Origin of the sequence: Rahnella inusitata (assembly GCF_018288855.1) — a bacterium.
GTDB lineage: Bacteria > Pseudomonadota > Gammaproteobacteria > Enterobacterales > Enterobacteriaceae > Rahnella > Rahnella inusitata.
In genome coordinates this window covers 3,098,961-3,113,956 of sequence record NZ_CP065024.1, presented here as the reverse complement: position 1 = coordinate 3,113,956, position 14,996 = coordinate 3,098,961, and the positions used below count along the sequence as shown (strand labels likewise).

General features: G+C 52.4%; 14 protein-coding genes. 9 read left to right on the top strand and 5 right to left on the bottom strand.

What is annotated here, in order from left to right:
• Positions 1 to 82 precede the first annotated feature (82 nt).
• Positions 83 to 334, bottom strand: a complete 252-nt coding sequence (locus tag I2123_RS14540) for a YciN family protein (protein WP_056780695.1) — start codon at positions 332 to 334, stop codon at positions 83 to 85.
• 459 nt (positions 335 to 793) lie between these two features.
• On the opposite strand from I2123_RS14540, the gene topA reads away from it, so the two are divergent.
• The 3 genes from topA (at position 794) to acnA (ending at position 7,590) form a co-directional block, all read left to right on the top strand.
• Positions 794 to 3,391, top strand: a complete 2,598-nt coding sequence (gene topA, locus I2123_RS14535; protein ID WP_213050833.1) for a type I DNA topoisomerase — start codon at positions 794 to 796, stop codon at positions 3,389 to 3,391.
• 354 nt (positions 3,392 to 3,745) lie between these two features.
• Positions 3,746 to 4,720 carry an HTH-type transcriptional regulator CysB gene (gene cysB / locus I2123_RS14530; RefSeq protein WP_056780687.1) on the top strand — a complete coding sequence of 325 codons (975 nt, stop codon included), beginning with the start codon at positions 3,746 to 3,748 and terminating at the stop codon, positions 4,718 to 4,720.
• A 194-nt stretch (positions 4,721 to 4,914) separates the two neighbouring features.
• Positions 4,915 to 7,590, top strand: a complete 2,676-nt coding sequence (acnA, locus tag I2123_RS14525; RefSeq protein ID WP_213050832.1) for an aconitate hydratase AcnA — start codon at positions 4,915 to 4,917, stop codon at positions 7,588 to 7,590.
• Positions 7,591 to 7,678: 88 nt separating this feature from the next.
• Here acnA and ribA read toward each other — a convergent pair whose 3' ends face one another.
• Positions 7,679 to 8,284 (bottom strand): GTP cyclohydrolase II, encoded by a 606-nt coding sequence (ribA, locus tag I2123_RS14520; protein ID WP_056780679.1) that lies wholly within the window; start codon positions 8,282 to 8,284, stop codon positions 7,679 to 7,681.
• 298 nt (positions 8,285 to 8,582) lie between these two features.
• Here ribA and pgpB point away from each other — a divergent pair, with 298 nt between their 5' ends.
• The 3 genes from pgpB (at position 8,583) to lapB (ending at position 11,093) form a co-directional block, all read left to right on the top strand.
• Positions 8,583 to 9,338, top strand: a complete 756-nt coding sequence (gene pgpB / locus I2123_RS14515; protein ID WP_112165691.1) for a phosphatidylglycerophosphatase B — start codon at positions 8,583 to 8,585, stop codon at positions 9,336 to 9,338.
• Positions 9,339 to 9,605: 267 nt separating this feature from the next.
• Entirely contained in the window at positions 9,606 to 9,917 is a 312-nt protein-coding gene (locus I2123_RS14510; protein WP_056781019.1) for a LapA family protein, read from the top strand.
• Between the two features lie 6 nt (positions 9,918 to 9,923).
• Complete coding sequence (lapB, locus tag I2123_RS14505; RefSeq protein WP_112165693.1) at positions 9,924 to 11,093, top strand: lipopolysaccharide assembly protein LapB; 1,170 nt, start codon at positions 9,924 to 9,926, stop codon at positions 11,091 to 11,093.
• Positions 11,094 to 11,243: 150 nt separating this feature from the next.
• Here lapB and I2123_RS14500 read toward each other — a convergent pair whose 3' ends face one another.
• Positions 11,244 to 11,531, bottom strand: coding sequence for a hypothetical protein (locus tag I2123_RS14500; protein WP_112165695.1), 288 nt, complete (start codon positions 11,529 to 11,531; stop codon positions 11,244 to 11,246).
• Positions 11,532 to 11,722: 191 nt separating this feature from the next.
• On the opposite strand from I2123_RS14500, the gene pyrF reads away from it, so the two are divergent.
• Complete coding sequence (gene pyrF, locus I2123_RS14495) at positions 11,723 to 12,451, top strand: orotidine-5'-phosphate decarboxylase (protein ID WP_213050831.1); 729 nt, start codon at positions 11,723 to 11,725, stop codon at positions 12,449 to 12,451.
• Between the two features lie 12 nt (positions 12,452 to 12,463).
• The gene (gene yciH, locus I2123_RS14490) at positions 12,464 to 12,793 is read left to right on the top strand and encodes a stress response translation initiation inhibitor YciH (RefSeq protein WP_213050830.1); all 330 of its coding nucleotides are present in this window, start codon (positions 12,464 to 12,466) and stop codon (positions 12,791 to 12,793) included.
• Between the two features lie 62 nt (positions 12,794 to 12,855).
• On the opposite strand, the gene osmB is transcribed toward yciH, so the two are convergent.
• Positions 12,856 to 13,074 carry an osmotically-inducible lipoprotein OsmB gene (gene osmB / locus I2123_RS14485; protein ID WP_056780657.1) on the bottom strand — a complete coding sequence of 73 codons (219 nt, stop codon included), beginning with the start codon at positions 13,072 to 13,074 and terminating at the stop codon, positions 12,856 to 12,858.
• A 403-nt stretch (positions 13,075 to 13,477) separates the two neighbouring features.
• On the opposite strand from osmB, the gene araD reads away from it, so the two are divergent.
• A complete protein-coding gene (araD, locus tag I2123_RS14480) occupies positions 13,478 to 14,173 on the top strand; it encodes an L-ribulose-5-phosphate 4-epimerase (RefSeq protein ID WP_213050829.1) in 696 nt (231 codons plus the stop codon).
• A 24-nt stretch (positions 14,174 to 14,197) separates the two neighbouring features.
• Here the strand turns inward: araD and I2123_RS14475 are convergent, their stop codons facing one another.
• A complete protein-coding gene (locus tag I2123_RS14475; protein ID WP_213050828.1) occupies positions 14,198 to 14,941 on the bottom strand; it encodes a DeoR/GlpR family DNA-binding transcription regulator in 744 nt (247 codons plus the stop codon).
• Between the last annotated feature and the right edge of the window lie 55 nt (positions 14,942 to 14,996).

Sequence of the window (14,996 nt, the reverse complement as noted above, 5' to 3'; positions counted from 1 at the left end):
AGAAAGAAAAAGGGACGTAAGTCCCTTTTTTAATGCCGCTATTTTATCCCTAATACAGAATATTCGTAGCGATGTATTTATCTCAATTTTCGAGATGGTATTTTTCTGAAAAAAGATGTGCCAGATGTTTAAACATATTAAATACGGCCGTTGTTTTTCGGGTCGGTAAACCGTCGTCATCCATGAAGAATTCTCCGCGGAAAACCAGCACATTCCCTTTCTGTTCAACCTCCGTGGCGATCATCCCTTGCATGTAATCTTCATGCTCACGGATAACCTTATTCGCTTCTATCAGTAAAGCTTCGCGACTAATTGCCGATGTATTTTCGTGCATGATATTTACTCCCCACTATAATTCTGACGATATTGTAATCCTGCCGGTGATAAAACCGCAAATCTGCTGGGGTTAATGGTGTCGTCGCTGGTTGGATTTTGAACACCGAGGTAAAAAGTTTGACCATATTGTCCAAATGAGAGATTCGGTGTTAATTAGGTTGCGTGGCGATTTTTATCAGGTAGAGTGTGGGATTTTGTGGCTTCAGGTGGAATGTTTTGTTTACGCTTGGTCATTATTTGACGCAAAAACAGGCACATTCTGCTGAACCCTGTCTGGTTTATCCCTTGCAGAATCAGTGTTTTGAACCTCTGGAAGTCAGTTCGTTCGTCATTTGAAAGAAATGAGTTGACGTTCTGACTCACTGCCGCAATATAAAAAAAGACATGATATTGTGCCGCGGCATAACTAGACAAAAACTTCTTCAGCTGATGAAGAATCATTCAGGTAAAGGTAATTATGGGCAAAGCTCTCGTAATAGTTGAGTCCCCGGCAAAAGCCAAAACGATTAATAAATATTTAGGAAATGACTACGTGGTTAAGTCCAGCGTCGGTCATATCCGTGATTTACCGACCAGTGGATCCGCCGCGAAAAAAACCGCCGTCTCAACCGAAGAAAAGCCAAAGAAAAAAGTAAAAAAGGATGAGAAAACCGCGCTGGTTAATCGCATGGGCGTCGATCCTTACCATGGCTGGGAAGCACAGTACGAAATACTGCCGGGCAAAGAAAAAGTCGTTGCTGAGTTAAAAGCGTTAGCGGAAAAAGCCGACCACATCTATCTCGCAACCGACCTTGACCGCGAAGGAGAGGCGATTGCCTGGCATTTGCGGGAAGTGATTGGCGGTGATGACAAACGTTTTAGTCGCGTGGTGTTTAACGAAATTACCAAGAACGCGATCCAGAACGCCTTTAAAGAACCGGGCGAACTGAATATTGATCGAGTGAATGCTCAGCAGGCGCGTCGCTTTATGGACCGCGTGGTGGGTTACATGGTTTCCCCGTTGCTGTGGAAGAAAATTGCACGAGGCCTTTCCGCTGGCCGCGTTCAGTCTGTGGCGGTGCGTCTGGTCGTTGAGCGCGAAAAAGAAATCAAAGCGTTCGTACCGGAAGAGTACTGGGAACTGCATGCGGACTTGCTGGCGAAGAAAGATACCGCGCTGCAAATGGAAGTCACGCATCACCTCGACAAACCGTTCAAACCGGTTAATAAAGAACAAACCCACGCTGCCGTGTCGTTGCTTGAGAAAGCGCGCTACACAGTGGTTGATCGCGAAGATAAACCGACCAGCAGCAAGCCGGGCGCACCTTTTATTACCTCCACGTTGCAACAGGCGGCCAGCACGCGTCTGAGCTTTGGCGTGAAGAAAACCATGATGATGGCGCAGCGCTTGTACGAAGCCGGTCACATCACCTATATGCGTACCGACTCCACAAACCTGAGTCAGGATGCTGTGGAAATGGTGCGCGGCTATATCGGTGAAAACTTCGGTGATAAATACCTGCCGAAAGCACCGCTGCAATACAGCAACAAAGAAAATTCACAGGAAGCGCACGAAGCGATTCGTCCTTCTGATGTGGCCGTTGTGTCCGAGCAACTGAAAGACATGGAAGCCGACGCACAGCGTTTGTACCAGCTGATCTGGCGTCAGTTTGTGGCCTGTCAGATGACACCGGCGCAGTACGATTCTTCTACGCTGACGGTGAAAGCGGGCGATTACTCGCTGCGCGCCAAAGGCCGTACTCTGCGTTTCGATGGTTGGACGAAAGTCATGCCAGCGCTGCGCAAAGGCGACGAAGACCGCATTCTGCCTGCTATCGAAGTTGGTACCGACCTCGAACTGCAACAGCTGCTACCGACACAGCACTTCACCAAACCGCCTGCGCGATTTAGCGAAGCGTCACTGGTCAAAGAGCTGGAAAAACGGGGTATTGGCCGTCCATCCACTTATGCGTCGATCATTTCGACCATTCAGGATCGCGGATATGTTCACGTTGAGAACCGCCGTTTCTACGCCGAAAAAATGGGTGAAATCGTTACAGATCGTCTGGAGCAAAACTTCCGCGAACTGATGAACTACGACTTCACCGCGCGCATGGAAGACGGTCTCGACCAGGTCGCCAATAACAAAGCTGAGTGGAAAGCCGTGCTTGACGAATTCTTCACTGAATTTAGCAAGCAGCTGGAAACCGCCGAGAAGGATCCGGAAGAAGGCGGTATGCGCCCGAACCAGATGATCCTCACCAGTATTGAGTGCCCGACCTGTGGCCGCCCGATGGGCATCCGCACCGCCAGCACCGGCGTATTCCTTGGCTGTTCCGGCTACGCATTGCCACCTAAAGAGCGCTGCAAAACCACCATTAACCTGATCGCTGATGCCGAAGTGCTCAACGTTCTGGAAGGTGATGAAGCAGAAGCTAACGCGCTGCGTGCTAAACGTCGCTGTGGCAAATGTGGCACCGCGATGGACAGCTACCTGATCGATAACCAGCGCAAGTTGCATGTCTGCGGTAACAACCCGGAATGTGACGGCTATGAAATCGAGCAGGGCGAGTTCCGCATTAAAGGCTACGACGGCCCGATTGTTGAGTGTGAGAAGTGTGGTTCTGAAATGCACCTGAAAATGGGGCGTTTCGGTAAGTACATGGGCTGTACCAACGACGAGTGCAAAAATACCCGTAAAATTCTGCGTAACGGTGACGTTGCACCGCCGAAAGAAGATCCGGTTCCGCTGCCTGAGCTGCCGTGTGAGAAATCAGACGCCTACTTCGTTCTGCGTGATGGCGCTGCCGGCGTATTCCTGGCGGCCAATACTTTCCCTAAATCGCGCGAAACCCGTGCGCCGCTGGTGGAAGAACTGAAGCGCTTTAAAGATCGTCTGCCGGAAAAACTGAGCTATCTGGCCGATGCGCCAGTCGCTGACCCGGAAGGCAACAAATCGATGGTGCGTTTCAGCCGTAAAACCAAGCAGCAGTACGTCTCATCTGAAAAAGACGGTAAAGCCACCGGCTGGACTGCTTTCTTTGTTGACGGCAAATGGGTCGAAGGTAAGAAATAAAATCGGGTCACTCAGTCAACAGCACTTTGTTATTTGATTGTAAAAAACCAGTCCTCCGGGCTGGTTTTTTTATTGCATTAAGATCTATCATCGACAGGTTCTTGGCGAATCTCTTCTCAGGGCAATGCCTCCTGCTGTAATCCTTATGTTATCTGGCTATACAACGTGTTTATTCTTGATATAATTGTTATATAAAATTTATTTTTATTCACAATAGTAATAAGCTAATGCGTCTGCGGCATAACACGGCGCGTTCACAGACTTCGGGCATTCAATAAAAAATCATTTCCAGTCTGTTCAGCCAGCGTGCGAACAGGGATGGTGACAGGGTTTGAAACCAGGGTGGTATGAGATATGAAATTGCAGCAACTGCGCTACATCGTAGAGGTTGTTAATCACAATCTGAACGTCAGTTCGACGGCAGAGGGCCTGTACACGTCGCAGCCAGGGATCAGTAAACAAGTCCGAATGCTGGAAGATGAGCTGGGGATCCAGATTTTCTCCCGCAGCGGCAAACATCTTACCCAGGTGACCCCGGCCGGGCAGGAAATCATCCGTATTGCCCGTGAAGTGCTGTCCAAAGTCGACGCCATTAAGGCCGTGGCCGGTGAGCATACCTACCCGGACAAGGGATCGCTGTATGTGGCGACCACGCACACCCAGGCACGTTACGCCTTACCAAACGTGATTAAAGGCTTTATCGAGCGTTACCCGCGCGTTTCACTGCATATGCATCAGGGCTCGCCGACCCAAATCGCCGAAGCCGTGTCGAAGGGTAATGCCGATTTCGCGATCGCCACCGAAGCGCTGCATCTCTACGACGACCTGATCATGCTGCCGTGCTACCACTGGAATCGCGCCGTGGTGGTTCAGCCGGATCATCCGCTGGCAGGCAAAGAGAAAGTCACCATCGAAGAGCTGGCGGCGTACCCGATTGTCACGTACACCTTCGGTTTCACCGGTCGTTCCGAGCTGGATACCGCGTTTAACCGCGCGGGTCTGACGCCGAAAATTGTCTTTACCGCCACCGACGCCGACGTGATCAAAACCTATGTCCGACTCGGTCTGGGTGTGGGCGTTATCGCCAGCATGGCGGTTGACCCGGTTCAGGATCCCGATCTGGTGACGGTAGATGCGCGCGATATCTTTACCTACAGCACCACCAAAATCGGCTTTCGCCGCAGCACCTTCTTGCGCAGCTACATGTACGATTTCATCCAGCGTTTCGCACCGCACCTGACGCGTGACGTGGTGGATACCGCGATTGCTTTGCGCTCTAACGAAGACATCGAAGAGATGTTCAAAGACATTAAGCTGCCGACCAAATAAATTTCCGGCCAGTTTCTGATGCTGAAAAATCCCGCGACATCGCCTGATGACGCGGGATTTTTTTTGCGTGATGATCCGTTTGAGCTGTTATGAAAATGTTAATAAAAATATGTGTTATCTTTATATATGCACTTATAAGCCAGCGGGTTATTCGTTTTTTACCCAGCTGGTGCTGTGAAGCATAAGGAGAAGCTATGTCGTCCGATATTCGTAACAGAAGTCTGGATAAGCTGGCAGTCCAGGGTAAGGAGTTCCACTACTACAGTCTGCCTCTTGCCGCCAACACGCTGGGTGATATTCAGCGTCTGCCTAAATCCCTTAAGGTCTTACTCGAAAACCTGCTGCGCCACGTAGACGGTGACACTGTCACGGAAAGCGATTTGCACGAGCTGGTGAACTGGCAAAAAACCGGCCATGCCGATCGTGAGATTGCCTATCGTCCGGCGCGCGTGCTGATGCAGGATTTCACCGGGGTACCCGCCGTGGTGGATCTCGCAGCGATGCGCCAGGCGGTCAAACGTCTCGGCGGCAATGTCGAACAGGTGAACCCGCTGTCGCCTGTCGATCTGGTGATCGACCACTCGGTAACCGTTGATGAGTTCGGTGATGAAGACGCGTTTGATGAAAACGTCCGTCTGGAAATGGAGCGTAACAACGAGCGCTATCAGTTCCTGCGCTGGGGTCAGAAAGCCTTTAACCGTTTCCGCGTCGTGCCGCCGGGCACCGGTATTTGTCATCAGGTCAACCTTGAATATCTCGGTCAGACTGTCTGGCATGAAGAACAGAACGGCAAAACCGTGGCGTACCCTGACACGCTGGTCGGTACTGATTCCCACACCACCATGATCAACGGCCTTGGCATTCTGGGCTGGGGTTGCGGTGGTATCGAAGCCGAAGCGGCGATGCTTGGGCAGCCGGTGTCGATGCTGATCCCGGACGTCGTCGGGTTCCGCCTGACCGGTAAACTGCGCGAAGGTATCACCGCCACCGATCTGGTGTTAACGGTCACCCAGATGCTGCGCAAACACGGCGTGGTCGGAAAGTTTGTCGAATTCTACGGTGACGGTCTGGCCGATCTTCCGCTGGCGGATCGCGCGACGATCGCCAATATGTCCCCGGAATTTGGCGCGACCTGCGGTTTCTTCCCGGTTGACGACGTGACGCTGAGCTACATGAAACTCAGTGGCCGCAGCGACGACCAGATCGAACTGGTAAAAGCCTATTCGCAGGTGCAGGGTCTGTGGCGTAACGCCGGTGACGAACCCGTCTTCACCAGTACGCTGGCGCTGGACATGGGCGATGTCGTGCCAAGCCTTGCCGGGCCGAAACGCCCGCAGGACAGGGTGGCGCTGCCGGATGTGCCGAAAGCGTTCAAAGCCGCGACGGAGCTGGAGCTTGGCAATAACAAACCCGGCCACACTGACAAAGAGAGCTTTACCCTCGACGGTCAGCATTACGCGCTGGAAACCGGTGCGGTGGTCATTGCCGCCATCACGTCTTGTACCAACACATCCAACCCCAGCGTGCTGATGGCCGCCGGGCTGCTGGCGAAGAATGCCGCTGAGAAAGGGCTGACCAGTAAACCCTGGGTGAAAACGTCACTGGCGCCGGGTTCGAAAGTGGTGACCGATTATCTCAATGCCGCCGGGCTGATGCCTTATCTGGAAAAACTGCGTTTCAATCTGGTCGGTTACGGTTGTACGACCTGTATCGGTAACTCAGGTCCGTTGCCGGAACCTATTGAATCGGCAATAAAATCCGGTGATTTAACCGTCGGTGCGGTGCTGTCGGGTAACCGTAACTTTGAAGGGCGCATCCATCCGTTGATCAAAACCAACTGGCTGGCCTCGCCGCCGCTGGTGGTGGCTTACGCGCTGGCCGGGAATATGAACATCGATCTTACTACCGATCCGCTCGGCGAAGATCCCGAGGGCAACCCGGTATATCTGAAAGATATCTGGCCGACGGCGGCGGAAATCGCCAATGCGGTCGGGCAGGTGACCACCGAGATGTTCCACAAAGAGTATGCCGAAGTCTTTAACGGCGACGCCAGCTGGCAGGCCATTCAGGTGGAAGGCACGCCGACGTACACCTGGCAGGAAGACTCCACCTACATCCGCCATCCGCCATTCTTCAGTGACATGAAGGCAGAGCCGGATGCGGTGGAAGACATCAAAGATGCCCGCATTCTGGCGATTCTGGCGGACTCGGTGACCACCGACCACATCTCCCCAGCGGGTAACATCAAAATTGAAAGTCCGGCAGGGCTGTACCTGAAAAATCACGGTGTGGAACCGAAAGCGTTCAACTCTTACGGGTCGCGACGCGGTAATCATGAAGTGATGATGCGCGGAACCTTCGCCAACATCCGTATCCGCAACGAAATGGTGCCGGGCGTGGAGGGCGGTTATACCCGCCACATCCCGTCACAGGATCAGCTGGCCATTTACGACGCTGCGATGCGCTATCAGCATGAAAGCGTGCCGACGGCTGTGATCGCCGGCAAAGAGTACGGTTCCGGCTCCAGCCGTGACTGGGCGGCGAAGGGGCCACGTCTGCTGGGTGTTCGCGTGGTGATTGCCGAGTCATTCGAACGTATCCACCGTTCGAACCTGATTGGTATGGGGATTTTGCCACTGGAATTCCCGCAGGGCGTAACGCGTAAAACGCTGAAACTGACCGGCGACGAGCAGATTAGCGTCAGCGGGCTGCAAACGCTGAAACCGGGGCAGGACGTGCCGGTGCATATCGTGTTCGCCGACGGCCATGCAGAAACGGTCAACGCGCGCTGTCGTATCGACACCGGCAACGAGCTGACTTACTTCCAGAACGGCGGCATCTTGCATTACGTCATCCGCAAAATGCTGTGATCCGTTCTTAAACCGTTTTAAGCCATAAAAAAGGGCACCTTCATAAGGTGCCCTTAATATTTGCCGGTCAAAATACCCGACAGCAGAATTACTTGTGGCGCAGATCGTTATCGAGCAGGTGGCCCATTTTGGCTGCCTTGGTCGAAAGATAACGTTCATTTTCAGGATTACGGCCAACCACCAGCGGGACGCGTTCGACGATGTTGATCCCGGCTTCAGTCAGAATTTCGACTTTTTTCGGATTATTGGTCAGCAGGCGAACGGAATCGACGCCGAGCAGTTTGAACATGTCGGCACACAGCGTGAAGTCGCGTTCATCGGCGGCGAAACCGAGCTGATGATTCGCTTCAACGGTGTCATAGCCTTTATCCTGCAATGCGTAAGCGCGGATTTTATTCAGCAAACCGATGTTACGACCTTCCTGACGGTGATACATCAGAATGCCGCGGCCTTCTTCAGCGATATCGTTAAGTGCTGCTTCGAGCTGGAAACCGCAGTCGCAGCGCAGGCTGAACAGGGCATCGCCAGTCAGGCATTCGGAGTGAACACGTGCCAGAACGGGCGTTTCACCGCTGATATCACCAAAAACTAACGCCAGGTGGTCGTGCCCGGTGGCCAATTCTTCAAAACCCACCATCAGGAAATCGCCCCAAGGTGTTGGCAGATTGGCTTCTGCCACCCGTTTCAGCTGCATTTTACGCTCCAAAAAAAACACAAATAGTCTTCATTTACGGTGAGTATTTTACTTATTGATGCGCATCCTACGTCCGGATGCGGTCTCTGGATAGGGAATCGGTGCCTTTCCATCACAACAGGGCACCATTTTGCCACAGTTTGGCTCACATTTTAGCGGGAATATTTGAACGATTACTTCATAAGTTATGAACTATAACAGTAACCTCAACAACCCTGATTTAAGGAATGTTAAGGAATAACAACATTGCTACACTCCATTTCTTTTAAGCATTTTACAAAAAACAGAAAGGACGACTATGTTTGATATCGCCAAACGCACCGCCCTCGGGGCACTTCTTCTGCTTATCATGCCCGCAGCGGTGTGGGTAAGTGGCTGGTTATGGACGCCCGGCGGCAATCCGGCGATTTTACGCCCGCTGTACTGGGTGACCGAGACAGTCAGCCAGCCGTGGGGAATTATCACCACGGTCATCCTGTGCGCCTGGTTTTTGTGGTGTCTGCGTTTTCGTCTCAAAGCCGCAGTGGGGCTGGTGCTGATCATCTCAGCGGCGCTGCTGGTCGGACAATACGTCAAGGATTACATTAAAGGGGAAGTGCGTGAGCCACGGCCTTACGTAGCCTGGCTCGGTAGCGATCATCAGATGAATGTCGAAGAATTTTACGGCCTCAAACGCAAGGCGCGCAGCCAGCAGGTGAAAGATATTCTCGGCGATAACGTGCAGATCCCTCACTGGCTCAATAAAAGCTGGCAGAACGATACCGGCTACGCGTTCCCTTCGGGGCATACGATGTTTGCCGCGAGCTGGGCATTGTTGGGCATCGGGTTGCTGTGGCGTCGTAAACATTACAAGACCGTGACCGCGCTGATGCTCTGGTCGGTTGTCGTGATGGGGAGCCGCCTTATGCTGGGGATGCACTGGCCGCGTGACCTGATGGCCTCGGTTGGGATCAGCTGGATCCTGGTGACGCTTGCCTGCTGGCTGACAGAGCGTTATATCGGACCGCTGACGCCGCCGCCGGAAGAAAATAAAGAAATCGCTGAACGCGAATAATCGCCTCATCTGCTTTCTGATACTTTCCCGAATCAAAGGGGAATCTTTCGGTTCCCCTTTGATTTTACGCGCAACGTCCCCATATCTCTTACATGTCGTTTTCACCGGTTCACGTCGCCGATCGCAAAAGTTGTGCGATCTTCGGACAGTTACTCTTTTAACCCTCGGCAATGTTTCCCAGCTTTGTGCAGAAATGCTAACTTATTAGGTCGGGACGAGAGTTTTTGGCATAATTCATCCGGTACACCCGGCATTACAGGAATGAATGTGAAATATCTGCTGATTTTTTTATTTTTACTGGTCATCGTGGTGATTTCAATCACGCTAGGCGCCCATAACGATCAGACTGTGACCTTCAACTATTTGCTGGCGCAGGGTGACTATCGCGTCTCTACGCTGCTTGCCGTGCTGTTTGCGACCGGTTTCATTCTGGGCTGGGTCATCTGCGGTTTGTTCTATCTTCGCGTACGCCTGTCTCTTGGCCGCGCTCAGCGAAAAATCAAACGTCTGGAACTGCAAATCGAGCCCGTGGCTGTCGTGACGCCGCCTGCAGCATCTTATGATGTCAGCAAGGAATAACCCTTTATGTTAGAGCTGCTGTTTCTGTTGTTGCCCGTTGCGGCCGCCTATGGCTGGTACATGGGGCGCAGAAGTTCTCAGCAGGACAAACAGGAAAATGCTAACCGCCTGTCGCGTGAGTACGTGGCAGGGGTTAACTTTCTGCTTTCCAATCAGCAGGATAAAGCGGTCGACCTGTTCCTCGAAATGTTGAAAGAGGACAGCAGTACGGTCGAAGCGCACCTGACGCTTGGTAACCTGTTCCGCTCCCGTGGTGAGGTCGATCGCGCGATCCGTATCCATCAGTCATTGATGGAAAGCGCCTCGCTGACTTTCGAACAACGCCTGCTTGCCGTACAGCAGCTGGGACGCGATTACATGACCGCCGGTTTTTATGACCGCGCCGAAGACATGTTTAACCAGTTGGTGAAAGAGCAGGATTTCCAGCTTTTCGCACTGGAACAGCTGTTGATTATTCATCAGGCGACCAGCGACTGGCAGAACGCCATCGACGTGGCCGAACGTCTGGTGAAACTGGGTAAAGAAAACCGTCGCAAAGAGATCGCCCATTTCTGGTGCGAACTGGCGCTGCAGGCGATGGTGTCGGATGACTTTGACAAAGCGACAGGATTGCTGAAGAAAGCCGCATCGGCAGACAAACTCTGTGCCCGCGTCTCTATCATGCAGGGTCGCATTCTGATGGCGCAGGGCGAATACCGTAAAGCTGCCGATGCGTTACAGCGGGTGCTGGAGCAGGATAAAGAGATTGTCAGCGAAGCGCTGCCGATGCTGCAAGAGTGCTATCTCAATCTGAAAGATACGCTGGCCTGGGCGGAGTTTCTCAAACGCTGCGTGGATGAAAATACCGGTGCGACCGCTGAGCTGATGCTGGCGGAGATCATCCATCAGGAAGAAGGCCGCGAAGTCGCGCAGAACTATATTAACCGCCAGCTTCAGCGCCATCCGACCATGCGCGTGTTCCATCACCTGATGGATTACCATCTGGCTGATGCAGAAGAGGGGCGTGCGAAAGAAAGTCTGGGGCTGCTGCGGGATATGGTCGGCGAACAGATCCGCACCAAACCGCGTTACCGTTGCCACAAATGCGGCTTTACCGCGCATTCGCTGTACTGGCATTGCCCTTCATGTCGTGGCTGGGCGACTATCAAGCCCATTCGTGGACTCGACGGCCAATAACGTTTCCCGTCATACTTCAAGCTGCAGGTGCGTTGGCTGTTTTCAGTAACCCGAATCACTTACTTCAGTAAGCTCATCGGGTTTCTTCAATTGCCGCTGACCTGCAAATTGAAGTATTTAGGGAAAAGATCTGTCGGGGAAACGCTTCAATTACTTCTTCTTGCTGCTCGCTTTACGCGCGTTGATCAATGTACGTAGCTTCTTGATTTCTTTGGCAGTCAGCGCAGGTTCTGACTCTTCCGCCAGATGCTGATTATCGATGTCGTGCTCGGTCGCTTTGGCGGCTTTTTTACCTTTGTGTGCGCCCGGAGTAAAACTCTCTTCCAGACGGGCAGCCACTTCCGCGCTTAATGAATGTTCAGCTTCGGCGGCAGCATTCTTTATAAGCTCTTTCAGTTCCACCGAAATTTTTACGGTCAGTGTCGTTATCTCACTCATTTTTCTGCCTTTCCTTCGTGTAAAAGTAACAAGCTAAGCCAGCCTTGTGACATCGTCTAGTGCATAACAAAAATTTAATAAAACTGTCACATTAGGTGTAGCTGTGAATTCGGCGTCTTGCCATGTAAAATGCTGGCGGCAGAAATTATGCTTTCCCTTCCTGATTTGAAAATTAACAAGAGGCTGAAGACATGAAGTCAGAAAATAACATTAACAACAACGACTTAAATTCATCACCTATTGTTGTCGCACTTGATTACGCTGATAAATCCTCCGCGCTGGAATTCGCCGATAAAATCGATCCGCGTGATTGCCGTCTGAAAATTGGCAAAGAAATGTTTACCCACTTCGGTCCGCAGATGGTCAAAGATTTGCAGTCACGTGGCTTCGACGTTTTTCTGGACCTGAAATTCCACGATATTCCTAACACCACGGCGCGCGCGGTGGCCGCCGCTGCCGACCTCGGCGTGTGGATGGTGAATGTGCACGCCAGCGGTGGCGCGCGCATGATGACGGCGGCGAAAGAGGCGCTGGTGCCCTTTGGTAAAGATGCACCGCTCCTTATCGCCGTCACCGTGCTGACCAGCATGGAAAGCAGCGATCTGGCCGATCTGGGTATTACGTTATCTCCGGCAGATTACGCCGGGCGTCTGGCGCGTCTGACCAGGGACTGCGGTCTGGATGGCGTCGTGTGTTCCGCTCAGGAAGCGACAGGTTTCAAATCTGCCCTCGGCAGCGCGTTCCAACTGGTGACTCCCGGTATCCGACCTGCTGGCAGTAAAGCCGACGATCAGCGCCGTGTGATGACGCCGCAGGAAGCACTGGCCGCCGGTGTGGATTACATGGTGATTGGCCGTCCGATCACGCAGTCGGCCGATCCGGCGCAGACCTTGCATGACATCCGCGATTCACTGCGTTAAGAAGAGGCTACGATGAGCAACGATAACAACAGTCGTTTAGTTTATTCGACCGACAGCGGCAGAATAGATAAGCCCAAGGCCGCCGTCGTTCGCCCGAAAGGCGACGGCATTGTGCGCATTCAGCGTCAGACCAGTGGCCGTAAAGGCAAAGGCGTCTGTCTGATAACCGGTGTGGATCTGGATGATGCGGTGCTGGAGAAGCTGGCGGCAGAGTTGAAAAAGAAATGCGGCTGTGGCGGTGCGGTGAAAGAGGGAGTGATTGAGATCCAAGGCGACAAGCGCGATCTGCTCAAACAACTGCTCGAAGCGAAAGGCATGAAAGTGAAGCTGGCTGGCGGGTAAAGAAACAAGATGCTGCGCTATTCACAAGCGCAGCGTCTTTTCTGTTTAGTTTTTTCTTATACTTATTTACTAACCTGATGACCCACAATACCACCGACTGCTGCGCCACCTAACGTACCTAATGTACTGCCGTCAGTCAGAACCGCACCACCAAGTGCACCGGCACCGGCACCAATCGCCGTGTTACGGTCACGTTTAGACCAGTTACCACAAGCGGTAACAGACATTGCTAAAGTCAGAACCAGTGCAATACTGGCAACGCGTTTATTTACGAGCATCATAGTTATCTTCCTCAAAGGATTAACGTTCAGCATCATTCATAAGTATAGGTAACCTGCGGCGTTTTCACCGGATTTCACCTTGTAATCCTTCACGCGACTCACGAATTTCTCAGCTGTTCCGAACCTTTATTCATAATTTGTATCATCCGGACGCACTTTTGCATCCGTTGAATAAAAATAGTGAATTTACTATTCATTCACTAGGTGAATAATCTTAATTCACCAGCAGGCTGCGCCCGTGGAGCACAAAAGACTAAAAACCGGCGTTGTTCTCGCCTCACTTCTGTCCGCACGGGCACTTTTGCGTTTGCAGCAGATCTGTACGCACTCTTTAGCGAATTCCCCCATACCTGCGACCTCCTGCCGCCCAGACAATAGATCATCGACAGACGAGGGAACCAACATGCTGAAACAACTGAAAGAGCAGGTACTGGAGGCCAATCTGGCACTGCCTCGCCATAATCTGGTGACCTTTACCTGGGGAAACGTCAGTGCTGTAGACCGCCAGCAGGGGCTGATTGTTATCAAGCCGTCCGGCGTGGAATACGAGCACATGGGCGTGGAGGATATGGTGGTGGTGGAACTGGAGACCGGCAAAGTCGTTGAGGGCAGTAAAAAACCGTCTTCCGATACCGATACTCACCGCGTGCTGTACCTGAATTTTCCCGAAGCGGGTGGGATCGTGCATACGCATTCGCGCCACGCGACTATCTGGGCGCAGGCGGGCATTGATATTCCGGCGTGGGGTACGACGCATGCGGACTATTTCTACGGCAATATTCCCTGTACGCGTCTTATGACCGAAGCGGAAATTGCCGGACGTTACGAATGGGAAACCGGTGAAGTGATTGTTAAAACCTTTGCTGAACGCCACCTGTCACCTGCCGATGTTCCGGCGGTCCTGGTGCATTCTCACGGGCCGTTTACGTGGGGAAAAGATGCAGATAATGCGGTACACAACGCCGTGGTGCTGGAAGAAATCGCCTATATGGGCATTTTCTCCCGTCAGTTAACGCCGCAGTTGCCGGACATGCAGCCGCAGTTGCTCGATAAACACTATCTGCGTAAACATGGGAAGAACGCTTACTACGGACAGTAAATCCTCGCAGGAACAGAGAAAAAGTCAGCCGACCAGGCTGACTTTAATGCCTGAGCCTGAAAGCTCCCGCTGATATTCTTCTGCTAACATCTCATCCGTAATCACGCGACTGAACGCGCTCACCGGCCCCAGCGAATTAAGGTTGATTTGGCCGAATTTTGACGAATCCGTCAGCACGATATTCTCCGCACCTTTCGCGACCACCGCATTGACGATATCTGCCCGCAGCATATCCCGGCCTGTGAATCCGGTAGAAACGGTAAAGCCGTCGACGCCCATAAAGGCTTTGCTGAAGTTCATCTGTTGCAAACACATTTTAGTCAGCGGCCCGACCACGGTCTGGCTGGTTTTCTGGTACATTCCGCCGAGTAAGACCACCTCGCACGGCATACTTTTCAGTAATGACGCCACGTAGCTGCTGACGGTGATCACCGTCAGGTTCTTCTTATCGGAAAGATATTGTGCCAGCAGGGCAATGCTGCTGCCGCTTTCGAAAAAGACAGTTTCGCCGTCACGGATAAGCGACGCTGCGAATTTCGCCAGTTTCTGTTTCTGCGCGAAGTTCGACAACATGCGCGTATCCACATCGTCGGTCTGAATGGCAACGGCAAAACCGTGCGCACGGCGCAGATAATGACGCTGTTCCAGCTGGGTGAGATCGTGACGGATAGTCACTTCCGATACCTGACAAATTTCCGACAGCTCACTGACGCTGATCCGTTGTTTATCGTTCACCCATTGCAAAATAAGTTGCTGTCTGTCGTTCATAATTGCCCGAAAATACGGACGGCCGCAGCCGCCCCGGTAAAGTTAAAATCTGATC